Source organism: Arthrobacter alpinus, from assembly GCF_001294625.1.
GTDB classification, from domain to species: Bacteria; Actinomycetota; Actinomycetes; order Actinomycetales; family Micrococcaceae; genus Specibacter; species Specibacter alpinus_A.
The window spans coordinates 1,833,458-1,857,678 of sequence record NZ_CP012677.1; the positions used below are offsets into that span (position 1 = coordinate 1,833,458).

Genomic DNA, 24,221 nt, shown 5'->3' on the forward strand with positions numbered 1-24,221 from the left:
CACGTTCTTTCATGCCGTAACCCCCATTTGTTCCGGCGTACAGCTGACACATAGAGTCGCATTCATGAACGTGACATCAGCCGATTTTGATCCCATGGAAACCCTCCTTCACATTTTGGAACTCTCCGATGCTGGCGGCGCCCTGACAGACGAGGATATTTTCGTTGGCCCCGGCGATGCAAATGCGCCCCGACCCAGGCTCTTCGGCGGGCAGGTGCTGGCCCAGTCGCTGGTGGCGGCCGCGAAAACGGTGGGACCTGACCGGCTGGTTCACTCGATGCACGGCTATTTCCTGCGCCCAGGCGACGCCGCCAACGCCATCACCTTTGGTGTTCAGAGGCTGCGGGACGGGCGCTCATTTTCGGCCCGGCGCACCCACGCCTACCAAAACGGAACCCCAATCCTGTCGTTGATCGCCTCATTCCAAGTTCCCGATACCGGGATCGAACACCAGGAACCGATGCCAGCAGGGATCCCGGCACCTGAGACCTTGCCCACCTCCGCCGAGCTGCTGGGTGGCATCAACCACCCAGTGGCACAGGCCTGGGCCTATGAGCGGCCCTTTGACATCCGCCATGTGGGTGACAATATCTACTTCGACGTCAAGGGCGAGCACGTGGCCCACCAGGCCATCTGGCTGAAGACGTTGGGGCCAATGCCGGAGGACCAGAACCTTCACCGGGCGGCCCTGGCTTATGCCAGTGACTACACGTTGCTAGAGCCGTCGCTGCGCCGGCACGGCATCAGCTGGGCCACGCCCGGCTTGAGTGTGGCGAGCCTCGATCACGCCATGTGGTGGCACCGTCCGCTGCAGGTTGACGAGTGGCTGCTGTATGTTGCCGAGTCACCAAGTACTTCCGGGGCCCGCGGGCTGAACCTAGGCCGTTTTTACAACCGCGACGGCGAACTGGTCGCCTCCGTGGCCCAAGAGGGCATGATGCGACTGCCCGAAGGGACGCCGGGGATCGACTGATCTGATCTTCTTATTTCCTGATTCCTGAGGCAAGCTGACTGCTGAGGCACAGAAGAGCCCGCCACCACCGCTTTTGAAGCGGTGATGGCGGGCTCTTCTCAGCCGTTCCGAGTCGGAAGGACAGCACGTGGACGTGCGTAGTGCCTAGTCGCGGGTCAGGCGGCGGTGTGTGACACGGTGCGGACGAGCAGCGTCTGCACCAAGTCGCTCAACCTTGTTTTCCTCGTAGGCATCAAAGTTACCCTCGAACCAGTGCCAGTTGGCCGGGTTCTCGTCGGTGCCTTCGTAGGCGAGGATGTGGGTGGCAACTCTGTCGAGGAACCAACGGTCGTGCGATACGACCACGGCACAGCCAGGGAATTCCAACAGGGCGTTTTCTAGGCTGCTGAGGGTTTCCACGTCAAGGTCGTTAGTGGGTTCATCGAGGAGCAGCAAGTTGCCGCCCTGTTTCAGGGTCAAGGCAAGGTTCAAGCGGTTGCGCTCACCACCGGAGAGCACACCTGCCTTCTTTTGCTGGTCCGGGCCCTTGAATCCAAAGGCCGCAACGTAGGCGCGGGAAGGCATTTCAACCTGTCCGACCTGGATGTAGTCCAAACCTTCGGAGACAACTTCCCACAACGTTTTGTCCGGGTCGATGCCGCCACGGCTCTGGTCAGCGTAGGAGATCTTGACGCTCTCGCCCACCTTGAGGGTGCCGGCGTCGAGCTCTTCCAAGCCGACAATGGTTTTGAACAGGGTGGACTTGCCCACACCGTTCGGGCCGATGACACCAACAATGCCGTTGCGGGGCAACGTGAAGCTCAAACCGTCAATCAGGACTCGGTCGCCGTAACCCTTTTTCAAGTTCTCAGCTTCGAGCACGATGCCACCCAGGCGAGGGCCCGGGGGAATCTGGATTTCTTCGAAGTCGAGCTTGCGTGTGCGGTCGGCCTCGGCAGCCATTTCCTCGTAGCGGGCCAGGCGGGCCTTGGACTTGGTCTGTCGGCCCTTGGCGTTGGAGCGGACCCAGTCGAGTTCCTCGGTGAGGCGCTTGGCCTGCTTGGCGTCCTTTTTGCCCTGGACTTCCAGGCGGGCCCGCTTCTTTTCCAGGTAAGTGGAGTAGTTACCCTCGTACGGGTACAGCTTCCCGCGGTCAACTTCAGCGATCCATTCAGCAACGTGATCCAGGAAATAACGATCGTGGGTCACGGCAAGGACGGCGCCAGCGTAGTTCTTCAGGTGAAGCTCGAGCCACTGCACGCTCTCAGCGTCCAGGTGGTTGGTGGGCTCATCCAAAAGCAACAGGTCCGGCTTCTGTAGCAGAAGCTTGCACAAAGCCACACGACGGCGCTCACCACCGGAAAGGACTGTGACATCCGAGTCGCCCGGCGGGCACTGCAATGCATCCATGGCCTGTTCGAGCTGGGAGTCAATGTCCCAAGCGTCGGCAGCGTCAATGGCTTCCTGGAGCTTGCCCATCTCTTCAAGGAGTGTGTCAAAGTCAGCGTCCGGGCTGGCCATTTCCTCGGAGATCTCGTTGTAACGGGTGATCTTCGCGTAAATCTCGCCAACGCCTTCCTGGACGTTGCCCAGGACGGTCTTTTCCTCGTTTAACGGCGGCTCCTGGAGCAAAATGCCCACAGTGTAGCCGGGACTCAAACGAGCCTCACCGTTGGAGGGAGTGTCCAAACCAGCCATGATCTTCAAAATGGTGGACTTACCGGCACCATTGGGCCCCACAACGCCAATCTTGGCACCCGGGAAGAAGGACATGCTTACGTTGTCAAGAATGAGTTTGTCGCCAACAGCCTTGCGGGTGTTGGACATCGTGTAAATAAATTCCGCCATGTCCTAAGGTTAGTGGCTGCACGGCGTTAACTCACATTTGCTGGTCGGAGACAAGCCGGAGCTTTAGTGCTGGTCGCCCACAAAGCATCGGCCAGAGGCGAGAACAGGCAGGATTGTCACTGTGACTTTGCCATCCCGGACTTGGCCAATGACACATGCAGAGTCCACTGGTGCAGCAGCTTCGATGGCATCCACAGGCAACCCTGTGGGAGTGATATCAACAGACACCTCGACCTTCTCCTGAACCGCACCGGCTTCGACCATGGCTGCCAACATCTGATCGCGTTTGGGGGCCTTCGTGGAAGCACCTAATTTGTCGAGGGACGCCTGCATTCGTTCCGCGAAGGCTTGCTCCGCCGTGGGCGGCTGCGCCGGAGTGGCAGGGTCGGTCCCAGTTCCTGCGACGCTCGGAGACTGGGTCGAATCCGTGGTGGCACGCTCCTGCGGCAGGAGCGAACAACCTGTGGTGGTCAAGGTTGCGGCCAATACGATAAACACGGCGACCGCACGCGTGCGCCGATACAATGGCGCCAAAGTCGGGCGGGGTGTCATGTTATCCAAAGTCACCCCGCCATTCTGCCACGGCAACACCAAGCATCAGTATGGCGGCTGAACTGAGTCGACAAGCTCACCCGTGCTGAGATCTGCGACGAGGCCATCGCCGGCATCCACCTGGTTGCTATTGGCTTCACCGGGATCAGTCTTGGAGCCCGCGTCATCAGTTGCGTCAGGATCATCGAGCATATCGTCCGCATCCATCGAGTTCGTGTCCTGAAGCGGAGGCATCTGCTCCCCTTCGCCATGAAACTCCGGTGCCACAGAGGGCACCGGCGGTGTTGCGGAAGATACTCCGTCGGACTGTCCTTGCGCATACTGGCCCTGGCCATTTATGCGCGGCGACGCATTGCGGTGATAGGTGCACGTGCCAAACTTCAGATCGTTTCCCACTGTTTCGGCGTCGATTTCGACGGCCATTCCCTGCGATCCGTCAAGCCTCAACCAGGTCTTGATCCGTAACTTTCCCGACACGACGATGTGGTCGCCCTTGTGGACGCTGGCGGCGACATTGTTGGCCAGGGAGCGGAACAAATTCACACGGAACCAGTTGGTGGGTCCATCGCTCCACGCCTTAGTCACGGGATCCTGGACGCGATGCGTTGATCCCATTCGGAACTTTCCGATGAGCAAGCCCGATTCCTTCGTGTCCAGTTCGACATCCGAGGAAGCAAACCCTTGGAGAGTCACGTAGTTCGACATGATCTGTCCTTCCATTAGTAACTTGAGTTGGTATTGTTCGGCTACTTCTAGACAACTCCGGTCCGTACTTCATTTATAGGGGGTCGGACGAATCTGTGGACAATGTCCGCAGGCGTTATGGCTGTGGAGGAGGCTAAGCCGCCGCAAACCTGATAATTTAGATAAGGTTCGTGTCAGGCTGACGCGAACCACGCCTCGGTAGCTCAGCGGATAGAGCAGGAGCCTTCTAATCTCTTGGCCGCCGGTTCGAGTCCGGCCCGGGGCACAACGGGCCTCTGACCTGCGGTTATACCTCGCAGGTCAGGCCCATTTGGGACCAACTCCCCTTTTACTCCCCCAATTCGTCAAAATTTTCTTCAAATTCCACTCCCCCTTTTCAAAATGACCAGCTCCCCTTTTTCGCTCCAAGACAGGCATTTGCGGCGTCATCCCAGACGATTGCCGGGCCGCTCAGGCGGTCGAAGTACGTATTCGGCTCCGCTGCCGCTGGCCGGTGGACGAGACGTGTCGTTGCCCTGAACAGCTGAGACTCTAGGGTGTTGCAGTTAGGGCACGTTCACCGGGCATTAAGTCGGGCGGGGTAATCGCGAATCTGACGCCCCTGGAAACACGTAGTTTGGAAAGAATTCCGAAGTTGCCTGCACACGCTCCGGTGGTGGACCCGGTTACGGGACCGCTCAGTTCGCGGTCGGGCGTGAAATGCTCGTCGATATGGGTCAGTCAGACGTGTGGGTGAAAGCGTCATGGTACTCGTCTACGATACGTCGAGTCGCTGCACCAATCGCTCGATACTCGTGGTCAGTGAGATTGGCTAGGGAGACCCGGGCGGAGGTATCCACAACCTCGAACCCTCTGCCGGGTAGCAGCACCACCCCCGTCTCGTCTGCGAGGCGAAAGAGAAATTCGGTGCCCAGACCTTGTTTGATGAACCAGGCCTCAAATTCGGCGCCGTAGAGCTGACCTCCCAGCTCCTGAAGGTCGATCAGACTGTAATAGTTCACATCGTCGGGTTCGAACGCAGCAGTTACACCCATGCTGCGGTAGAGGGTCTGGTAACGCTGGCGGATGAGTTGTTTGGCCGCAGCCTTGTAGTGACCCAGACGGTCCATCAGCCCGTTGAGGGCCAGGAGGCCCATCTGGAACTGCTGTGGGGTCGATAGCCCCGCGGTGTGGTTAAGGGCGACAGCACGGCTGTCGCCGACCAAACGGTCGATGAACGCGAGCTTGCCAGGCTCGGCGGTCAACGACGCGTATCGCGTACGCAATCGCGTTTTCTCGGCCTCCGGCTGAGCCGACAGCATTTCGTCGATGATGTTGCTGGTGTGTAGGGCTATGGTCCCTAACCGCCAGCCGGTAGCCCCGAAGAATTTGGAAAACGAGTAAACAAGGAGCGTGTTGCGCGGTAAGACGGCGAACAGCGAAACGAAGTCGTCTGCGAATGTGCCGTAAACGTCGTCCGTCACGATTATGAGATCCGGGCGCTGTTTGGTCACCAACTTGGTGAGTTGATCGAGCCCGGCAGTAGAGATCTTCGACGACGGCGGATTGCTCGGGTTCACCACACAGAAAACCTTGACCTCGGGATCAAGAAGCTTATCGATTTCGCTCTGTGGCAGCTGCCAGTCGGCCGTTCGCTCCATACGAATGTCGACGATCTCAAGTCCGTACTCCGCCAGCACTGGGATCTCCAAATAGGGAGAGAAGACGGGAGTTGCAATAGCGATCTTCTCTCCCGGGTGGATCAATCCGTTGACCGCAAGGCTTTGGAAAATGTAAGCCATCGCGGCTGTACCGCCCTCGGTAGCGAAGAGGGAGAAGTCGCCGTCGGACTTGATCGGCCCGAACATCTCGTGCATCAGATAAGCCTTAACGATCTCTTCCACGTGACGGAGCATTCGCGGCGGGGTCGGATAGGTGCATCCCAGGAATGCGCCGACCATCTCGAAAAGGAATTCGTCGCCGTCGAGGCCAAGCTGGTCTTTGACGTAGGAGAGCGCCGACCGCAGGAACGTGATCCCCGGGCTGTGATCTTGGTGGGCGGCGAAGGCTTCGAAACGCTGCACGATGCCCTCCGGTTCGGGCAGCCCGCCGAAGCCGCTGTCGAGATAGGAGTACGACCGTTCGGATTCCCTCATGGAAAATTCACCCAGTGCGAGAAAGGCAAAACGCGGAAGAGTGGCAAGAAAGTTGGGATTGCCGCGACCCGCATTGAGCATCAAACGCTGCGCGTCAGAGGAGGCAACTGAGATGAGTTTGTCTTTCAGCTCGAATGGGCTGAGATTGTTGAGGCTGGAGTAGTCCTGCGTGGTCATTGAAGTCACTTTCTGGGAATGGTTACGCGGAGGCATTTTTGGTGATAATCCCGATGATTACCGGACCCCAGAGGGTGAGGAACACGTTGGCAACGGCGTAGGTAATGGTGAAGGAGACCACCGGAGTCGAGTTTCCGGCCTTCGCCAAGAGGGCGGCGAACGCCGGGTTTGAGCTTCGACCTCCGGCCACACACGCCAGAGCTTCGATCGGGTTGCGGATCCTAAGCACGTAGTAGGAGAAGAAGAACGTCAGGATCGGCGGGATCAAGGTGACGCCTACCCCGAGGAGGAACAGGGTGATTCCGTGCTGCTGGATTGCCACGAGGGCCTGCGGGCCAGCCGTGATTCCAACGATTCCCACAAACACGGCAAGCCCGAAGTCCCGCAGAAAATTGGAGGCGCCAATGGGGAGGGCTGCGTACCGCGGGTGAACGCTTCGTAGCCATCCGAACAACAGGCCGGAGAAGAGACATCCGACGCCGCTTCCTAGTGAGATTGGTACACCCCACAGTTTGAAGGTGATTAGCCCGAGCAGCAGACCGATCGTCATTCCGATGCCGAAGAAGACGAAATCGGCCATGGCGGCCGCACTGATCTTGTAGCCGAGTTTTGACTGGACTCGATCTAGGTCGCTGGGACGGCCGACGAAATGGAGCTCATCGCCTCGGTCAAAGGTGACCTTGTCCAGCAGCGGCAAGTCTTTGCCCATCCTCAAAGCCTTCGTCAGGTAGACACCATGGCGCGTATCCACATTGACATGCTCGTGAATTTCGCTCATTGACCGGGATGTCAATGCCTTGTTCGTGAGAATGATCTCTCGGGATTCTTCGACCAACCGGAACCCGGTCGGTGCTGGCACTTCGTCACCGAGAAGTGTTCCGCCCACCTTCATCGCTTCAGGTGTTCCAGAGAGCGCGACAACGTCACCGGCTTGGAGAACCGTTTCGTTGGTGAAGGAAATGGCTTCTCCGGAGCGCACAACCGCGTCCACTGCGGCATCGGAGAGAGCCTCGTCCAGTTGGAGAGTGGTTTTCCTAGTCGAGCCCTGTGCCTCACTGATACTGAAAAATCGCGTCACCACGGGACGGACAGCGTTGAATTGTCCGGGCTCGAGTTCGGCATGACCGCCGGACATCGCGGCCGCGAGCTTTAACGCTTCCGCTCGAACATTCCAACGTTTGATCGCGGGCAGGAACCAAGTCACCAAAAGGATCGGTCCGAGCGATCCGAAGATATAGGTGACGGCGTACCCGACAGCAACATTGGTCTGCATCGTCTTGGTTACAGCGGACGACAGCCCGAGGTGCGATATGGCATTTCCCGCCGTGCCAATGATCGCAGACTGGGTCAGCCCGCCGCTGGCAAGACCGGCTGCCAACCCACGATCCAGACCGAACATCCACGCACCGACAAGCACGGTGATCAACCCCACCACAGTCATCACGACGGCGGACACAAGTTGGTTGAGAGAACGACGGTTCAGAGCGTGGACGAACTGCGGCCCTCCCTGGAAACCCACGGCGTAGATGAACAGGGCGAAGAAGATAGTTTTGATGCCAGGGTCTATAGAGACTCCGATTTGGCCAATGACCACACCCACTAAAAGTGTTCCGGCGATCCCACCAAGAACAAAACTACCGATACGAATTTTACCAATTAGATAGCCTAGAGCGAGTGTGATGAACAACGCCAATAGTGGTTCGGCAGTGAAAAGAGCGTTGAGAATGCTCATCGAACTCTCCCCGCGATTGCTGGCAGCATCGGGCCTTTGCTGAGCCGGAACTTTGATGTCACGACCGTGAGTGGTTTGGTCGGTGCCGTCATGAGCGACGCCTCGTTTCTATTGGTCCTCAGCTGGCGATGAGATTGGCGGAGATGCAGCAGAAGCCACCATGTAAGGGGACTGCAGCCGTGTTTATTGTTGGAAGAACCCGACCAGGTGGACTCCAGAGTAATGTAGCCGGCCCTCGGGCACGGTTCCTGAGCTTCCCTCAGACCGTCAGAGTCCACCGTTGATTGAGGTGGCTGTTGACCCGACGGTCGAATACCACCGTTAGGTTGTTGGCCCAGACCTGCTGTGCATACAGAGGCTTCTATCAACGCCGCATTACCCACGGGTCGCGTGGGGAAGGCTGATGAGACGTTCACGGCACTGTCGGCCGCTTCTCGTAACCCACGCCTGTACCTCGAAGGAACGGATCGGGACATTCGTGCGTGGTTACCGCTGATGATTTAGTCATCTAATCCCTCTAGACACATTTTTCCCACTCTTAGCACATCTGGTGGCCAAATGACTGGCCGCAACTTCAAGGATGGACCTGTATCGGCCCGCAGTCTAGGGGTGAAAGACCCTAAAAATTGGTAGAGACAATGTGAGCTCCATGCGCCGTTGCTTGCCATCGAGTTCTCAGCATCAAACGCGAAGAGCCCGTTTATCGGACGGATCGACAGAATTTGTCAAATCAAACGAGACGTAGTGGTTATCGCTAATGAATCGCGGCATAGCTCTTTTCGCCGTGTCGACGATGCCGCCTTGGGGCCAAGGGTCCATCCTCCTAATAGATGTCTTTGGCACCGGACCTTTGGCGTTGGAAGGCATGGTAACGCTGGTAGCAACGCACAAAAGGGCCTGCCGGTCATGGACCTTTTGCACACATTCCCCCTCGTCGCTTTTTCGGACCGGTGACTGGAGTAACGCCGCGATCGTAGAGCTCGCACGGCACACACCATACTTCGAGCGACTAGCCCGGACTCCCATCGGAACGGATGCTTGGCAGCCAATCAATCTCCGCACCTCGTTGGTGACGGCTACTCTCTGGGAAGCCAGGACGGGCAAGCGAGGTCCGCCGCCTCACCCACCCCTGACATGTAGAGCGTTGAAACCGACTGCGCCAGTGAAGGTTCCCCTGCGGGCAAACCCAATCGACCTCACAGCCGCGGTTGTCTCAGGCGAAGCGACCAACCTGTGGTGGACCGGCGATCTGGATGACGAGCTCTATTCCTCACGGCTATACGGTGTGCTGCTCGCTGCAGGGTCCTGCGAGACAAGCCTGTATGCGGCTCGTGTTGCGGGCCGCGGCGGTCGAGTTCATCCCATATCAGGACCGGAGATCTGCGCTGGGACACTGGTGCGGCTCAGACGCCGTCGATGACGATGACGAGCACCGCCAGGACTTCCCTCACGGTCGCTGATCGGATGAGCCGGCTTGGCAGGGGCAGATTCCTTTGCACCTCGTAGCGGCTGCTGCGACCGTCTTTCTCCTTCACCACGTAAACGTCCTTGGCAAAGTCGTTGACGATGCTCGGTGACGCCGAGCGCCGTTCGCTATTAATTTCCAGTCCGGCAGGCTTCCGTTGGGGGTCAAGCCCTCGTTGTGGGTGTTGGTGGAGCGGACGGATAGGACCAGGCGCGCCGCGTGTTGAATCTGCTCGATCGGTTCAAGGGGCTGTGGTCGTGCTTGTCATGGTGAGTCCGGTTCTGCGACGTGCCCCTGGCCACCGTCGGCGGGCAGGGGTGTTTGGTCCGTGTGCGCTGGCTGGGCGGGTCGGTCGTGTTCGGCGCACCAGGTGCAGCGGCGTCGATCGTCGGTGCCCGGGTGGTCGTTGTGGTGGTTCTTGATCTCCTGCCCGTAGGGGCAGTTGTTGTTATCGTGATAGACGGGCTCGCCAGGGTCAGTGTCGGTGTAAAAAGCGGCGGGACTCGCCGCGGATGGGCCGTTGGTGGAGTCGGGCTCCTGTGCTGGCGTGCCCTCGACCAGACTCTTGTCGTCCGGGCTGGTGGTCGCCTTGGCGGGGTCCAGGATGCGGTAGGCGAGGAGTTTGATGCGGTCGCTGACCAACGCCCAGATGATGGCGTAGCCCCAGACGAATGCTGCCCATCCCCAGCCCAACGGGGTCATGAACAGTCCGTAGACGGCGATCAGGGTCGCTATTGCTTGGGTTCCGAGAACTGCCATCCAGAGGATGCGGGCCGGGGGGATGGACCAGAACGGGCCGCGGGTGCGGGTGAGGAAGATGGTGAGGTGTCCGGCGACTGAGAGCATCAGGTACATCATGGTCTGCAGTTGGGGACGGGGCACACCGAAAACCCGGTCACCGAGGTAGAACAGGCCAAAGGCGGCGATCGGTCCGACAACGCCCAGGACGGTGGCGATGCCCAACACCAGGCGCATGTTCCAGGCTTCGGGCTTCATCTTGTAGTGGACGTTGTCGTAGGCGATGGAGAGAATCGCCCCGTCGTTGAGCAGCGCCAGCATCACGATCATGATCGCTGTGACGGGGAAGAAGTTGAAGAACAGGATCGCCCCGGTCACGAACAACAGCACCCGCAGTGTTTCCGCGATGCGGTACATGGCGTAGGAGTTCATCCGCTGAAAGATCTTGCGGCTTTCCTTGATCGCGTCAATGATCACGGCCAGTCCCGGGGTGAGTAAGATGATGGCCGCCGCTGCCCGGGCCGCGTCGGTGGCGCCGGAAACAGCGATGCCGCAGTCTGCTTTCTTCAGGGCGGGGGCGTCGTTGACGCCGTCACCGGTCATGCCAACGATGTGGCCGCCCTTCTGCAGGACGTCAATAATGTGGTATTTGTGCTCGGGGAAGACTTGGGCGAACCCGTCGGCCGTCTCGATGGAGCGCACCCTCGCAGGGCTCTCTTCCTTCTTCACGTCGCCGAGACCGGCGGCATCGAGGATGTTGGTGCCGAGCCCGACCTTGTCTGCGGTCTCTTTGGCGATCGCGATCGCGTCACCGGTCACCATTTTCACGCTCACGCCCATCGCTTCGGCGGTGGCGATCGTGGCCTTGGCGTCCTTTCTGGGCGGATCAAACAGCGGAAGCACCCCAAGGAATTTCCACTGGTTTTCACCCTCGGCCCGGGCCACACCGAGCGAGCGGTAGCCTCGTGCGGCAAACTCGTTGACGGCTGCCTCCACGACAGGGGTGATCTTGGCACTGTCCCCTGCCAGGGCGAGGATGACCTGCGGGGCGCCCTTGCTGACCTTGAACGCCTTCCCGTCCGCACCGGTGACGCTGGCCTCGGTGCGTTTGTCGACGGGGTTGAACGGTTCGAAGTGGCCGACCGTGTAGGGATCCAGCGCTTTTTTGTCGTCCAGGGCACCGAGGACGGCGAGGTCGATGGGGTCTTCGTTGTCGGCACGGGAAGCCAGGGCGCCTGCCAGGATGACCTCGGCGGCGGTGACCGTGTCAATGCTGAAAGTCTCGCCCAGCGTCAGCGAGTTCTGGGTGAGGGTGCCGGTCTTGTCCGCGCACAGCATGTCGACGCCGGCAAGTTCTTCAATGGCGACCAGCCGGCTGACGATGGCCTTCTTCTTGGCCAGCAGCCGGGCACCAACGGCCATGGTCACCGACAGCACGGTGGGCATCGCGACCGGGATCGCCGCGACGGTCAGTACAAGGGCGAACTGCAGCGTGGTCAGCGCCGCGTCACCTCGAAGCAGGGAGACAAGGATGATCACAGCGACGAACACGGCTGCGAGGATGATGAGGTAATTGCCGATCTTCAGGACAGCTTTTTGGAAGTGGCTGACGGTGTGGGCGTCGGCGACCAGCTCGGCAGTCTTGCCGAAGTAGGTGTGGGCGCCGGTGGCGTAGACCAGCGCACCAATCTCGCCGCGGCGAATGATCGAGCCGGAGAACACCGCCTCGCCCGGGGCACGAGTGGCTGGCAGGGACTCCCCGGTGAGGGCGGACTGGTCAACCTCGATCGGATCGCCCTCCAGCAGGCGGGCGTCGGCGGGGACGATGTCACCGAGCCGAAGCCGTATCACGTCACCGGGCACCAATTCCCGTGCCGCGGGGGTGACCCATTCCCCGTCGCGCCGGGCACGGGCCGTGATCGCAAGTTTCGCACGCAACGCCTCGATGGCGTTGCCGGCCTGGCGTTCCTCGCTCCAGCCGACCAGGGCGTTGGCCAGCAGCAGCACCAAGATGATGAAGAAGTCAGGCCAGTGCCCTACTACGGCCGAGAGGATGACCGCGACTTCGATCATCCATGGGATCGGTCCCCAGAAGTAGGAAAGGAACTTCAACAGTGGATTGGTCTTGTGCTCGGGGATCTCGTTCGGCCCATACGTGCCCAACCGTTTCGCTGCCTCGGCCTGGGTCAGCCCCTGCGCTGAGGTGTCGAGCTGTTTGAGGACCTCCGCCATCGGCTGCGACTTCAAGTCATGCGTCGGCTCAGTCGTCGACGCCGCCGAGCCGGTCGGTGTGGATTCGGTCGGTGTGGATTTGCTGTCCTCAGTGCTCATGGTGTGCATCCGCCTGTTCGAATTCGGTGCCGGTGCCGCGACGGGCATTCCGATTGGCGGCAACCCGTTGCTGGAGGGCCTGCTGGGCGCGGACCATATCCGCGTCGTTCCCGTCCCAGATCGTCAAGGCGGGCTGCTGGATCGCACGGCCGAAGGAAAACCCCACCGGCCACGGCAGCGGTGTGCCGGTGTTGATGGCAGCCAGCCGGGCAGTGGCGAGATCTCCGGACTGGCCACCGGAGAGAAAGGCGATCCCGGCTACCGCTGCCGGCACGGTGCGCCGCAGACACGTCCGGGTGGCCTCGGCCACCACCTCCACCGGGTCCTGGACCAGGCAATCCAGCCCGGGAAGGACCATGTTGGGTTTCAGGAGCACGCCCTCGAGCACGACTCCTTGTTCCACGAGTTCTCTGAACACGACACGAAGGACGTCTTCGGTGACGTGGGCACACCGCGCAAGGGAGTGGGCGCCATCCATCAGCACTTCCGGTTCGACCACCGACACCAGGCCCGCTTCCTGACACAGTGCAGCGTAGCGGGCCAGCGCGTGCGCGTTGGCCACCATGCACGCCCGGCTGGGTGTGTGCGCACCGATGGTGAACACGGCCCGCCATTTCGCGAAGCTCGCGCCGAGCCCGCTGTATTCGGCCAGGCGGGCGCGCAGGCCATCGAGTCCCTCGGTGACCTTCTCCCCGGGGTGGCCGGCCAGCGGCGTCGTGCCGAGGTCGACCTTGATGCCCGCCTCGATCCCGGCTTCGCGCAAGACGCGCAGGAACGGCATCCCGTCAGCGGTGTGTTGACGGATCGTCTCATCACACAGGATGGCCCCACTGATGCTCTCCCCGAGCCTGGAGGTGGTGATGATCAATTCCCGGTAGGCGCGGCGGGCGGGTTCGGTCTGGGGAATCCCGAGCGTGGCGAAGCGCCGGTTGCAGGTCGGGATCGATTCATCGATCGCCAACAAACCCTTGTTCTCCGCGAGCAATGCCTGGGCGGTGCGCTGCAACGCCGTATCCACCAATGTGCTCACCCCCGCGCCCGGGTTGGCGACCGCCGGTGTCTCAGTGGCCATGGCCTGCTCCGGTGGGGTTCCAGGTCCAGTTGCGGATCTCCGGCAGGTCCGCACCGTGTTGATTGATGTAGAGGTTGTGTTCGATGAGCTTGTTGGCCATCTCCTGCTTGAGGTAATCCCCGGTGGCACCGAGCTGGGGCAGCCTGTCGATGACGTCCTGGACGAGGTGGTAGCGGTCGAGCCGGTTTTGCACGCGCATGTCAAAGGGCGTGGTGATGGTGCCTTCCTCGTTGTAGCCGCGCACGTGCAGGTTGGGGTTGGTTCGCCGGTAGGTCAGGCGGTGGATCAGGGTTGGATAGCCGTGGAAGGCGAAAACGATGTGCTTGTCGCGGGTGAACAAGGAGTCATAGTCCGCATCGGAGAGCCCGTGCGGGTGCTCACTGGCTGATTGGAGCTTCATCAAGTCCACGACGTTGACAACCCGGACCTTCAGCTCGGGCAGGTGCTCACGCAGAATCGAGGCCGCGGCAATAACCTCCAGGGTGGGGGTGTCCCCGCAGCAGGCAAGGACGACGTCGGGCTCGGCGCCGCGGTCGTTGCCGGCCCACTCCCAGATCCCGATTCCCTTGGTGCAGTGGATCTCGGCGTCGTCCATGGAGAGCCATTGGGGCATGTCGCGTTTGCCGGCGACAATGACGTTGACGTAGTGGCGGCTTCGCAGGCAATGGTCGGCGACGGTCAGCAGGGAGTTCGCATCCGGTGGGAGGTACACCCGGATGATGTCCGCCTTCTTGTTCACCACATGGTCAAGGAAGCCGGGATCCTGGTGCGTGAAACCGTTGTGGTCCTGCTGCCACACGTGGGAGGTGAGCAGGTAGTTCAGCGAGGAGAAGTCGCGGCGCCACGGCAGCGCCTTCGTGATTTTCAGCCATTTGGCATGCTGGTTGAACATTGAGTCAACAATATGGATGAACGCCTCATAGCAGTTGAACAGACCGTGGCGGCCCGTCAGCAGGTAGCCCTCCAGCCATCCTTGGCACTGGTGCTCGGAGAGCATCGAGTCCAGGACCAATCCGGACGGGGCCAAAAACTCATCGCCCTCGATCGTGCGGGCGTCCCATTGGCGGTCGGTGACCTCGAACACCGCCCCCAGCTGGTTGGAGAGCGTCTCATCCGGACCGAAGAGACGAAAGTTGCGCCGTTCCGCATTCAGCGCGATCACATCACGCAGGAAATCCCCCAGCACCAGCGTGTCCTTCGCCTCGACGGCACCAGGGACTGTCACGGAGACTGCGTAGCTCCGGAAGTCGGGCATCCGCAGATCGCGCAGCAGCAGCCCACCGTTGGTGTGCGGATTGGAACCCATCCGCCGTTCCCCGGACGGGGCCAGCTCCTCCAGTTCGGGCAGCAGCCGCCCGTCCGCATCGAACAGCTCCTCCGGCTTGTAGCTGCGCATCCACGCCTCCAACTGGCTGACGTGGCCTGGATGGCCCTCGTCCACCAGCAGCGGAACTTGGTGCGAGCGGAACGTGCCCTCGACCTTCAGGCCGTCAACCACCTTGGGCCCTGTCCACCCCTTGGGGGAACGCAACACGATCATCGGCCAGCGCGGCCTGGTGGTGCTGCCTCCGACGCGGGCGCCAGCTTGAATGGTGCGGATGTCCTCAATGGCCGAATCCATTACACCGGCCAACAGCTGGTGCATCGCCTCCGGATCGCTGCCTTCAACATAGCGCGGGTCCCACCCGCATCCACGCAAAAACGCATCCAGTTCCCCGTGCTCGATGCGGGCCAGCACGGTGGGGTTGCTGATCTTGTACCCGTTCAGATGCAGGATCGGCAGCACTGCCCCGTCGCTGGCAGGGTTGAGGAACTTCGTGGACTGCCACGACGTGGCCAACGGCCCTGTCTCGGCCTCGCCGTCGCCCACCACGCACGCGACCACCAAACCCGGATTGTCGAACACCGCCCCGAACGCATGGCTGAGCGAGTAGCCCAGCTCACCTCCCTCATGGATCGAGCCCGGGGTGGTCGGTGCCACATGGCTGGAAATACCACCCGGAAAGGAGAACTGCTTAAACAGGTTCTTCATCCCGGCCTCGTCCTGGCTGACGTCCGGGTAGATTTCCGAATAGCTTCCTTCAAGGTAGGTGTTGGCCACCAGTGCCGGTCCGCCGTGGCCGGGCCCGGAAACGTAGAACATGTCCAACCCGTACTTCACGATCACCCGGTTCAAGTGCACGTAGATGAAGTTCTGTCCCGGTGTGGTGCCCCAATGCCCCACCACCAGCGGCTTCACATCCGAGAGCGCCAAAGGGCGCTTGAGCAGGGCATTGTCGTAGAGATAGAGCTGCCCGACCGACAGATAGTTCGCAGCCCTCCAATACGCATCCATACGATGCAGCAGTTCCTCACTCAGTACTGGGCTCTTTTCAGGTTGCGGGCTCTCAGGGCCCGCCATCGTGGTCGTGTCGGACTCGGTGTGCTCGTTCATGTTCATGCTCCCTTGTGATTGGACGGCTTGGGGCCGGTGATTGTCGTACCTGCGGTTCCGGCCAAGATGTCCGCCGCGTCAGCGAGGGCGCCGATCGCGGAAGGGTGGCCGGTGGCGGTGGTGAACCAGGCGCCCGCGGCGATCTTCGGGCCCATCGATCCGGCCGGCAGATGCAGTCCAGCCAGTTCCTCGGTGCTGATGCGGTCGATGGCGTGCTCGCGAGGGGTGCCGAAGTCGCGCATGACAGCTGCGACGTCGGTGAGCAGCAGCAGCCTGTCCGCACCGACATCCAAGGCAATGCGGGTAGAGGTGTAGTCCTTGTCAACCACTGCCTCGATGCCGCGTAGCTGACCTGAGAGGTCCCGGGTGACGGGCGCCCCGCCGCCACCACCGCACACGACCACTGCTCCGATGTGAAGAAGATGCTCGATACAGTCCAATTCGACGATCCCCAAAGGCTGCGGCGAGGCCACCACCCTGCGCCAGGCGGAGCCGTCGCCGCGGACCTGCCACCCATGTCGGGCGGCCAGGTCCGCGGCTTCCGCATGGGTGTAGGTGGGCCCGATGAATTTTGACGGGGACGCGAACCCCGGGTCTGCTTCAGCGACAACGGTCTGCGTAATCACCGCCACCACAGGATGGCTGACACCGGCGTTGCGCAGCTCCTGTGTCAGCCAGTACCCGATCATCCCCTGCGTCTGCGCTCCGAGAGCGTCCAAGGGATAGGGGGCGCGCAGTGACGGATCGGCTTGGCTTTCCATGGCCAGCAGTCCGACTTGGGGCCCATTGCCGTGGCACACGATCAGTTGGTGCTCGTCAGTGAGCGGTGCCAGGGCAGCGGCAGCTTCGCGGATATGGCCGCGTTCAACATCGGCGTCGGGCCGGTCCTTGCGCTCGAGCAGTGCATTGCCGCCGAGCGCCACCACGATGCGCATCTCAAATGCCCAGCGCGGGAAACAAGACCGCCGGCTCATCACGACGCAACCACACACCGTGGGTAATCCTGCCCAGGTATTTTCCCGCAGAGGCGATTCCGAACGCCTGGTACTGGGAGGACAGGCGCCCTGCCAGCAACAGGACCGCGATGAGATCCGCGGCCGACCAGGACGATGTGGGGTGTCCGGAGACTGCGCTTGTGCTGCAACGGATGGAATCCACCCGCAACTGCCCATTCAGCCTCCGGTTGAGCTCGAGCTGATCTGCGTTCATGGTGGTACTCCTGCCAAGGGGTTTCTCGTAGAAATCATCCGCGGGTGTTAAAGTCAGGGGGCTGCGGGTCCGGGCGGCACCTTTAATCACGCTACACCTGCGGACACCGACCGGCCAGAGCACGGCCAAACAACCGCCTTCCGTCAGTGAGGGGGCCGTGGGCGTGGCCCACGGCCCCCTCTATTGCCCTACTCGGCGCAGGGGTAGATTTCCACACAAGGTTGCCGAGCCGCACGACAACTGACGGCCACAGCTCAAGTAAGGCCCGGTGCGCTGGTGACCACCCAAGAGGGCCAGGATCGCGGTGCACCATGAGCTCAAGTCCAGCAGAGCAGCCGAACTCAAATCCCGGGGCGGAGAAAACGCCCCATCTGGGAAAGATCATTATCATCACCATGGCGGCCGCTTTGGGTGGACTCCTGTTCGGCTTTGACACCTCAGTGATCAACGGGGCCGTCAATTCGATCCAGTCCGACTTCAACCTGGGCTCGGCTGCCGTGGTCATCACTGTGGCCATCACCTTGATCGGATGCGCCATCGGTGCGTGGTTCGCCGGCCAACTGGCCGATGTCTGGGGTCGCAAGCCAGTCATGGTGTTGGCGGCTCTTCTCTTTGTGGCCAGCTCGATCGGCTCGGCCTACGCTTTCGCCATTTGGGACCTGATGTCATGGCGGGTCATTGGCGGGCTAGCCATTGGCATCGCCTCGGTCATCGCTCCTGCCTACATCGGTGAGATGGCCCCTGCACGGCTGCGTGGGGCACTCAGCTCACTCCAGCAGTTGGCCATCACGCTGGGTATCTTTCTGGCGCTGCTTTCCGACGCCGGTCTGGCAAGGGCCGCTGGAGGTGCCGGCAATGAACTCTGGTGGGGCATGCCCGCCTGGCGGTGGATGCTGCTGGTAGGTGTCATTCCTGCCGTCGTCTACGGCCTCCTGTCCCTGACAATTCCCGAGTCCCCCCATTTCCTGATCCGCAAGAGCCGGAACAAGGATGCCCTTGCTGTCATCCGGCGCTTCACCAGCCCGGTCAACCCGGAACAGCGTCTGAAGGAAATCGAGGAGAGCCTGGAAAACGAACGGCGCTCCACCTACCGTGAATTACGCGGCCCCGCGCTCGGGCTGCAACCCATCCTGTGGATCGGCATTGGCATGGCCGCCTTTCAACAGCTGGTCGGCATCAACGCGATCTTTTACTACTCGACCACGTTGTGGCAGTCGGTGGGCTTCAGCCAGGAAGACTCCTTCACGACGTCCGTCATCACTTCCATCATCAATGTGGCCCTGACGTTTGTCGCCATCTTCTTCGTTGACAAAGTTGGGCGTAAGTTGCTGCTGCTGGTAGGTTCGGCGGGCATGTTCGTGGGGCTTGTCGCCGCCGCAGTCTCCTTCTCCCAAGCAACGGGTTCAGGGGACTCGCTCACCCTCGCAGCTCCCTGGGGACCCATCGCCCTGGTCGGTGCCAACCTGTTCGTCATATTCTTTGCCGCAACATGGGGGCCCGTGATGTGGGTGGTCCTCGGGGAGGTCTTCCCGAACAAGATTCGCGGCCTGGCCCTGGGCATCGCGACCGCCTTCAACTGGATCTTCAATTTCATCGTCACACTGCTCTTCCCGATCATGAGCGCCGCCGTCGGCCTTGGCTTCGTCTATGCCGGGTTCGCGTTCTTTGCCGTCCTGTCCTTCTGGTTCGTCAAGGCTTTGCTGCCAGAGGTCAGCGGACTGGAACTTGAGGACAAAAGCAAGTTGGTTCGGCACAAGAAGCCAACGACTGCCTAGCGGCCGGGAAGTAATTGACGGTGGTGAATCGCGTGGATGTTCTTGTCCTTGCCACAGCATTCTATGTCGCAGCGGACGATTTGTTGAAGGCCGATCCGGAGCGGGTCCCGTGCCGGCCCCGGATCGGGATCAGCCCCAAAATCTCCGACACTGAAGTGATGACCTTGGCGTTGATGCAGGCCCTACTCGGGTTCACCTCCGACGCGAGATGACTGCGCCACGCGAAGGAACACTACCAGGGCATGTTCCCGTATCTGCCGGGCCAGTCAGGTTATAACAAGCGTTTGCGTCGGCTCGGTGGCTGCATGAAGTGGCTCATTTGCGCGTTGAACGAGCGCAGTGATATCTGCTGTGATGATGCGTGGGTGGTTGATTCCACCTCGGTCGAATACGCCAGATCCAGGGAAACCGTCCGCCGCTCGGAGATCGCCCAGTGGGCCGAGTACGGGTACTGCGCCTCCCACTCACGCTACTTCTGGGGGCTGCGCCTGCACCTGGTCTGTACCCTCCACGGCCTCCAGATCGGTTGGGCACTGGCCGGGGCGAAGGGGCGATGAACGCCAAACCTGCATGGACATCCGGACAAGGCCTTATCGCGCGAGCTGACCCTCCCGGGGCGTACCGCAGTTCCAATTGCCCCCGTCCGGATGTCCAAGGGCCTGTCCATGCCTGGTTGCCTTGACTGGCGTTTAAAGATGTGTGTAACCACAACTGCCCCAGCAGGTGGACACTTTACATAGAACGTGAAGGAGGACGTGCATGTTCATCCTGGAAGCAGTCGGCCATGCTCTAGCCATCGCGGGCTCGATGGCTTGGCAGATCCTCTGGCCACTCGTGCTCGGATTCACCCTGTCAGGCGTGATTCAAGCGATTGTCCGCAAGGAACGAATCGTTGCTCTCATGCACGATGACTCCCCCCGCTCCCTATCGATCGCAGCTGGACTTGGCGCTGCGTCCTCGTCGTGTTCCTACGCAGCTGTCGCCCTCGCGCGAGCCTTGATTCGCAAGGGGCAAACTTCACTGCCGCCATGGCATTCGAGATCGCCTCCACGAACCTGGTGCTCGAGCTCGGGCTTATACTGGCGTTCGTGATGGGCTGGCAGTTCACCCTGGCTGAGTTCGTCGGCGGCCCGTTTATCATCGTGTTTGTCGCTTTCGGATTCCGGATGTGGATGCGTGGCAAGATCGTCGATGCCGCTCGCAACCAAGCCGACAAGGGCTTGGCCGGCTCAATGGAGGGTCATGCAGCGATGGACATGTCCGTCGCTGCAGAAGGCAGCTTTTGGAAGAGGCTGTTCTGCCGGGAGGGCATCACGTCGGTGTCGCGGTACTTCGTCATGGATTGGGCGGCCGTTCTCCGGGACATCCTGCTCGGGTTGCTCATCGCAGGAGCGTTTGCAGCGTGGGTTCCCAAACCCTGGCTGCAAACGATCTTTTTCGTCAATGACCCAACTCTGGCGTTCATTCTCGGTCCCCTGATCGGACCGCTCATCGCGGTCGTCAGTTTTGTCTGCTCGGTTGGAAACGTGCCCCTGGCCGCAGTCCTGTGGAATGGAGGCATCAGCTTCGGCGGGGTCATCAGCTTCATTTTCGCTGACCTGATTATCATCCCGATCATCCTTATCTACCGGAAGTACTACGGCACGAAGGCGGCACTGCGCATCACCGCGATATTCTATGCGGCGATGGTGCTCGCCGGTTACGTCGTCGAGCTGATCTTCACGCCCCTGCACCTAGTCCCCAGCAACCGAAACCTCTCGATCATCGACGCTGGCATCAGCTGGAACTACACCACCTGGCTCAACATCACTTTCATCCTCATCGGGTTGGCATTGCTCGGGGTGTTCTTCCGCAGCGACTCCGGCAACATGCTCAAAATGATGGGTGGCTCACCCGACCCTGGACACGATCACACCGGCAACGACCATTCCGGTGGCGACCACCCATTGGACAATCACCCGGGGAGCCAAGACCACACCGCCAGAAACCCCGACCAGCCGGACCACGATCAACAGTAGTGGGCACCCTGGCCAGTGGGCTGGAAGATGCCCGATCGTCTCCCGCCCCGCACCATCAATGCTGCAGCCCACACTCTCTGCCTACCACCAGGATGCACCGGTTCGACGTAGGACAACTCTGGACTCAGCAAACTCAGCAGTTGTGCAAACCGCCAGTCGAAACGGAGCGTTCGCAAGCGGTTCCCCTGTGGAACGCGACTGCAATAGCCACCACGACGGTGCTGACTTGGTTTCGATGCCCCAGGTGGCGACCGGTTTACTGGATACAGCCTATGGAAGACTGAGCGTCATGACTTTAGACGATGAACTTGACCGGATCTTTACCGCCAGAGACCGGAACAACATGCAGCCGACCATAGATGCAATGCTCCTTCTCTACGCATCCAATCCCGATAATGCACGCGTGCTATACGAGGTGGGAGGAGCGTACGACACCAGCGGCCAGGAAGAAGTAGCGCGGGGATTCTATGAACGTGCTCTCGCTTCTGGGCTGGAAGGCGACCTGCTCCGCCGTTGCTATGTCCAGTACGGTTCAACGTTGAGGAACGTGGGCGAATACAAGAAGTCACTCGACGTCTTCGCAACCGCTCGCAACACATTTCCAGAATCACCGGCTCTGGGTGCTTTTGAAGCAATTACCCTCCACGCCGCAGGCCAACCGGACGCGGCCGTTGCAGAATTGCTAGACCTGCTGGTGGACTTCGTTCGCACACCAGACATCGACAGGTACAAACCAGCGATCAGCGGGAACGCAGCACATATCCGTTCACTGGAAAGAAACGGATCAGACGTCTCTGCCTAATCCCGCAGAGGGTTCCCGACTGGGACGGTCCGTTCTATTCAAAACTCTAGGTGACCTCGGAGCTCGTGGTCAGTCGCGTAAGGCAGCGTAGACCGCATCCGATATCCACTCGCCCTTTTGGTAACTGCAGTCTCGATGTACACCTTCGAGCTGCATACCGAGTCGTTCACAAATGGCTGCAGAGGCACTGTTCCGGAGATCTAGCCGTGCCTCCAATCGACGGAACCCTAGCTCAGCGAATGCCATATTGAGAACCATCCGGGCTGCCTCGGTGGCGAACCCGGCGCCCTGCGCTTTTGGCGCGAGGGACCAGCCCAGTTCACCAACCCGCTGAGGGCCAGATTCAGCCGTCTCTGGCTTACCGCCAGCCCCCCATTTAAGGGAAATCTTGCCAATGAGACCGGCCATATCGCGACGTTCAACAGCGAAGCTCGCCCAATCGCCCTCCTGCTGGAAGGTCGAATCGATGTATATTTGCACCCGCCCAAGGCACTCCTGATAACTGCGAGGTTCACCGAACAAGTACCTAGCCGTTTCAGGAAGCTGCTGATACGCGAAGTAATCATCAATGTCTCTCGTTTCAAACCGGCGAAGAACCAGCCGTTCTGAGACCAATGGATAGGGAACTTGCAACATGGGCTAAGGCTATAGAACTCCGCCAATTCTGCAAAAAAGCCAGCGCACATCATCCTCCTGGAACTCGGAGGTCTAGAGAGGCGGACCCCACCGTGCCGGGCAACAGGGACTTCTCAAAATCCAAATCCATCACACAAGGCGGAAACAAAAGACTAGGCAGGACGACTGTCACAGACGACTCGCAACGGACTTCAAACCTGACCCCACTGCCTCACAGAGGGTTCCCGCTACGGGCGCGGCTCTGACACTTGTGCAGCCGGCTTCTGACCCTTCTATGCTTCGAGTCAAGCCATAAGCGTTTGTAATTTCCTGAATAGTTCTCGGGCAATAGATCGCTTGAGGCACCGACGGATCTCTCTGAGGGTCTTACCTTCAGCGGTGCGCCTTTGAACGTATTCCTTCGTTGCGGCGTCGAACTGCATGCGCGTCCGGGCGATCGTGTGCAGTGCCTTGTTCAGTTGCCGATCGCCTTGGCGATTGAGGCGGTGCCGGATGGTGTTGCCCGAAGAGGCTGGGATGGGGTTGACTCCGGCGATGGCCGCGAAGGCTGCCTCGGAATGAATCCTTCCGTGGTGGGAGTAGGCGACGAGCACGACGGCTGAACTGACCGGGCCCAGCCCCGGCAGGTCCATCAAGCCCGGCGCCATGTCCTGGACGATGTCAGATATGTGGGTCCTGTTGGTTTCCAGCTCGGTGGTAAAGGCAAGGACTGCTCTGGCCAACCGGCGTGCTTCCTCCCGCGCGACCTTGTCGGCCCTTATCGTCCCGGGACCGTGTCCGCCATGCAGCGATGGCACGGATTTGGGCATCTGTTAGTGCCTGGCGGCCATCAACACCCAGCGCGGTAGTGCGGATAATCGCTGTCAGTGCTAGCCGGTCAGCTGTGCGTTGGCATCCATGAGCCGTCGGGCATCCAGCAGGATCCGCAGGGCGTTCCTCTCACCGTCGGCGCGGGGCTCGAGCAGGGAAGCGACCTCGATGCCAAGGACGGACTGCGCTGCTGCCACTGCATCAATGGCATCGGACTTTCCCCGCCCCCTCCGGGAGGTCCTGCGTGGGGGCCGCACATCACAGACGCTCATCCCGGCCCCACGGAGCGCCCGTGTCAGGCCGGCACCGTAGGAGCTCGCACCCTCCACGGAAACCAGGAGCTGCCCTTCCCCGGCACGTCTGTTCATCCAGTCGGCGGTACGGGCGATACCTGGCGGGCTGGTCGGAAACGTTGCGGTGTCTTGGACTTGTCCGGTCGCCGAGGAAAGAATGGCGTAGGTGTGGGTTTTGGCATGGGTGTCCACGCCTACGACATGGGTGAATTGGTTGGCCACGATGGTCATCTCTGGCTCTCCCTTCGAGAGGGTATTGTTCATAACGCCGATCCGGGAAGAGTCACGCCGAGGCAGTTCTCTAACGAGTCACGGCCCCAACCTTTTGAAAGGGGAGGACAACCTTCTATGAAGCCATCGAAGTGGGCCAGAAAGGTGCAGCCCCGACCAGGCGGACAAGTCAGAAGTAGGACACTGCCGTGGCAGGTCAGAAAATGAGCGAGTCACACCTGGCCGGAGTAGCACCAGTCTGCCAGCCAGCCCCGGGCCAGCCAATATCCATTAGAGAAAATGACACCGGGCCAAGACAGCATGAAT

Annotated in this window: 15 protein-coding genes, 1 tRNA gene and 3 pseudogenes; 6 read left to right on the forward strand and 13 right to left on the reverse strand. The window is 60.6% G+C overall.

Features of this window, described 5'->3' with window-relative positions:
• Positions 1-64: 64 nt before the first annotated feature.
• Positions 65-973, forward strand: a complete 909-nt coding sequence (locus tag AOC05_RS08155) for an acyl-CoA thioesterase (protein WP_062006800.1) — start codon at positions 65-67, stop codon at positions 971-973.
• A 144-nt stretch (positions 974-1,117) separates the two neighbouring features.
• On the opposite strand, the gene ettA is transcribed toward AOC05_RS08155, so the two are convergent.
• The 3 genes from ettA to AOC05_RS08170 form a co-directional block, all read right to left on the reverse strand.
• A complete protein-coding gene (ettA, locus tag AOC05_RS08160; RefSeq protein WP_062006801.1) occupies positions 1,118-2,800 on the reverse strand; it encodes an energy-dependent translational throttle protein EttA in 1,683 nt (560 codons plus the stop codon).
• Between the two features lie 63 nt (positions 2,801-2,863).
• The gene (locus tag AOC05_RS20090; RefSeq protein ID WP_231687203.1) at positions 2,864-3,367 is read right to left on the reverse strand and encodes a DUF6993 domain-containing protein; all 504 of its coding nucleotides are present in this window, start codon (positions 3,365-3,367) and stop codon (positions 2,864-2,866) included.
• A 30-nt stretch (positions 3,368-3,397) separates the two neighbouring features.
• Positions 3,398-4,072, reverse strand: a complete 675-nt coding sequence (locus AOC05_RS08170) for a single-stranded DNA-binding protein (RefSeq protein ID WP_082357848.1) — start codon at positions 4,070-4,072, stop codon at positions 3,398-3,400.
• Positions 4,073-4,249: 177 nt separating this feature from the next.
• Here AOC05_RS08170 and AOC05_RS08175 point away from each other — a divergent pair.
• A tRNA-Arg gene (locus AOC05_RS08175) sits at positions 4,250-4,322 on the forward strand.
• Positions 4,323-4,773: 451 nt separating this feature from the next.
• On the opposite strand, the gene AOC05_RS08180 is transcribed toward AOC05_RS08175, so the two are convergent.
• The 8 genes from AOC05_RS08180 to AOC05_RS08210 form a co-directional block, all read right to left on the reverse strand.
• Entirely contained in the window at positions 4,774-6,369 is a 1,596-nt protein-coding gene (locus AOC05_RS08180) for a bifunctional aspartate transaminase/aspartate 4-decarboxylase (protein ID WP_062006803.1), read from the reverse strand.
• 22 nt (positions 6,370-6,391) lie between these two features.
• Positions 6,392-8,101, reverse strand: coding sequence for an aspartate-alanine antiporter (aspT, locus tag AOC05_RS08185; protein WP_062006804.1), 1,710 nt, complete (start codon positions 8,099-8,101; stop codon positions 6,392-6,394).
• Between the two features lie 1,403 nt (positions 8,102-9,504).
• Positions 9,505-9,639: a hypothetical protein gene (locus AOC05_RS20410; RefSeq protein WP_257720358.1), complete on the reverse strand. Its 135-nt coding sequence runs from the start codon at positions 9,637-9,639 to the stop codon at positions 9,505-9,507.
• Between the two features lie 191 nt (positions 9,640-9,830).
• On the reverse strand, positions 9,831-12,635 hold the full coding sequence (locus AOC05_RS08190; protein WP_082357849.1) for a plasma-membrane proton-efflux P-type ATPase: 2,805 nt from the start codon (positions 12,633-12,635) through the stop codon (positions 9,831-9,833).
• The gene (locus AOC05_RS08195) at positions 12,625-13,707 is read right to left on the reverse strand and encodes a class I fructose-bisphosphate aldolase (RefSeq protein ID WP_082357850.1); all 1,083 of its coding nucleotides are present in this window, start codon (positions 13,705-13,707) and stop codon (positions 12,625-12,627) included. Before AOC05_RS08195 ends, AOC05_RS08190 begins: the two co-directional genes overlap by 11 nt.
• The gene (locus AOC05_RS08200) at positions 13,697-16,141 is read right to left on the reverse strand and encodes a phosphoketolase (RefSeq protein WP_197277913.1); all 2,445 of its coding nucleotides are present in this window, start codon (positions 16,139-16,141) and stop codon (positions 13,697-13,699) included. Before AOC05_RS08200 ends, AOC05_RS08195 begins: the two co-directional genes overlap by 11 nt.
• A gap of 2 nt (positions 16,142-16,143) precedes the next feature.
• Positions 16,144-17,076 carry a carbamate kinase gene (locus tag AOC05_RS08205; RefSeq protein ID WP_062006805.1) on the reverse strand — a complete coding sequence of 311 codons (933 nt, stop codon included), beginning with the start codon at positions 17,074-17,076 and terminating at the stop codon, positions 16,144-16,146.
• 1 nt (position 17,077) lies between these two features.
• On the reverse strand, positions 17,078-17,350 hold the full coding sequence (locus AOC05_RS08210) for a hypothetical protein (RefSeq protein WP_062006806.1): 273 nt from the start codon (positions 17,348-17,350) through the stop codon (positions 17,078-17,080).
• 311 nt (positions 17,351-17,661) lie between these two features.
• Here AOC05_RS08210 and AOC05_RS08215 point away from each other — a divergent pair, with 311 nt between their 5' ends.
• From AOC05_RS08215 to AOC05_RS08235, 4 genes and pseudogenes are all read left to right on the forward strand, one after another.
• Positions 17,662-19,125, forward strand: coding sequence for a sugar porter family MFS transporter (locus AOC05_RS08215; protein WP_082357852.1), 1,464 nt, complete (start codon positions 17,662-17,664; stop codon positions 19,123-19,125).
• A gap of 32 nt (positions 19,126-19,157) precedes the next feature.
• A pseudogene (locus AOC05_RS20755) lies at positions 19,158-19,704 on the forward strand (IS982 family transposase); the annotation flags it as partial.
• Positions 19,705-19,932: 228 nt separating this feature from the next.
• Positions 19,933-21,143 (forward strand): annotated as a pseudogene (locus tag AOC05_RS08230) (permease).
• Positions 21,144-21,432: 289 nt separating this feature from the next.
• The gene (locus AOC05_RS08235; RefSeq protein ID WP_062006809.1) at positions 21,433-21,945 is read left to right on the forward strand and encodes a tetratricopeptide repeat protein; all 513 of its coding nucleotides are present in this window, start codon (positions 21,433-21,435) and stop codon (positions 21,943-21,945) included.
• A gap of 69 nt (positions 21,946-22,014) precedes the next feature.
• Here AOC05_RS08235 and AOC05_RS08240 read toward each other — a convergent pair whose 3' ends face one another.
• A complete protein-coding gene (locus AOC05_RS08240) occupies positions 22,015-22,581 on the reverse strand; it encodes a GNAT family N-acetyltransferase (protein WP_062006810.1) in 567 nt (188 codons plus the stop codon).
• A gap of 284 nt (positions 22,582-22,865) precedes the next feature.
• Positions 22,866-23,915 (reverse strand): annotated as a pseudogene (locus AOC05_RS08245) (IS110 family transposase).
• Positions 23,916-24,221: the final 306 nt, after the last annotated feature.

Bases quoted from the DNA above. Each gene is read 5' to 3' on its own strand.
- AOC05_RS08155 (WP_062006800.1), top strand. From the start codon at position 65: ATGAACGTGACATCAGCCGATTTTGATCCCATGGAAACCCTCCTTCAC.
- ettA (WP_062006801.1), bottom strand. From the start codon at position 2,800: ATGGCGGAATTTATTTACACGATGTCCAACACCCGCAAGGCTGTTGGC.
- AOC05_RS08170 (WP_082357848.1), bottom strand. From the start codon at position 4,072: ATGGAAGGACAGATCATGTCGAACTACGTGACTCTCCAAGGGTTTGCT.
- AOC05_RS08180 (WP_062006803.1), bottom strand. From the start codon at position 6,369: ATGACCACGCAGGACTACTCCAGCCTCAACAATCTCAGCCCATTCGAG.
- aspT (WP_062006804.1), bottom strand. From the start codon at position 8,101: ATGAGCATTCTCAACGCTCTTTTCACTGCCGAACCACTATTGGCGTTG.
- AOC05_RS08190 (WP_082357849.1), bottom strand. From the start codon at position 12,635: ATGAGCACTGAGGACAGCAAATCCACACCGACCGAATCCACACCGACC.
- AOC05_RS08195 (WP_082357850.1), bottom strand. From the start codon at position 13,707: ATGGCCACTGAGACACCGGCGGTCGCCAACCCGGGCGCGGGGGTGAGC.
- AOC05_RS08200 (WP_197277913.1), bottom strand. From the start codon at position 16,141: ATGAACGAGCACACCGAGTCCGACACGACCACGATGGCGGGCCCTGAG.
- AOC05_RS08205 (WP_062006805.1), bottom strand. From the start codon at position 17,076: ATGCGCATCGTGGTGGCGCTCGGCGGCAATGCACTGCTCGAGCGCAAG.
- AOC05_RS08210 (WP_062006806.1), bottom strand. From the start codon at position 17,350: ATGAACGCAGATCAGCTCGAGCTCAACCGGAGGCTGAATGGGCAGTTG.
- AOC05_RS08215 (WP_082357852.1), top strand. From the start codon at position 17,662: ATGAGCTCAAGTCCAGCAGAGCAGCCGAACTCAAATCCCGGGGCGGAG.
- AOC05_RS08235 (WP_062006809.1), top strand. From the start codon at position 21,433: ATGACTTTAGACGATGAACTTGACCGGATCTTTACCGCCAGAGACCGG.
- AOC05_RS08240 (WP_062006810.1), bottom strand. From the start codon at position 22,581: ATGTTGCAAGTTCCCTATCCATTGGTCTCAGAACGGCTGGTTCTTCGC.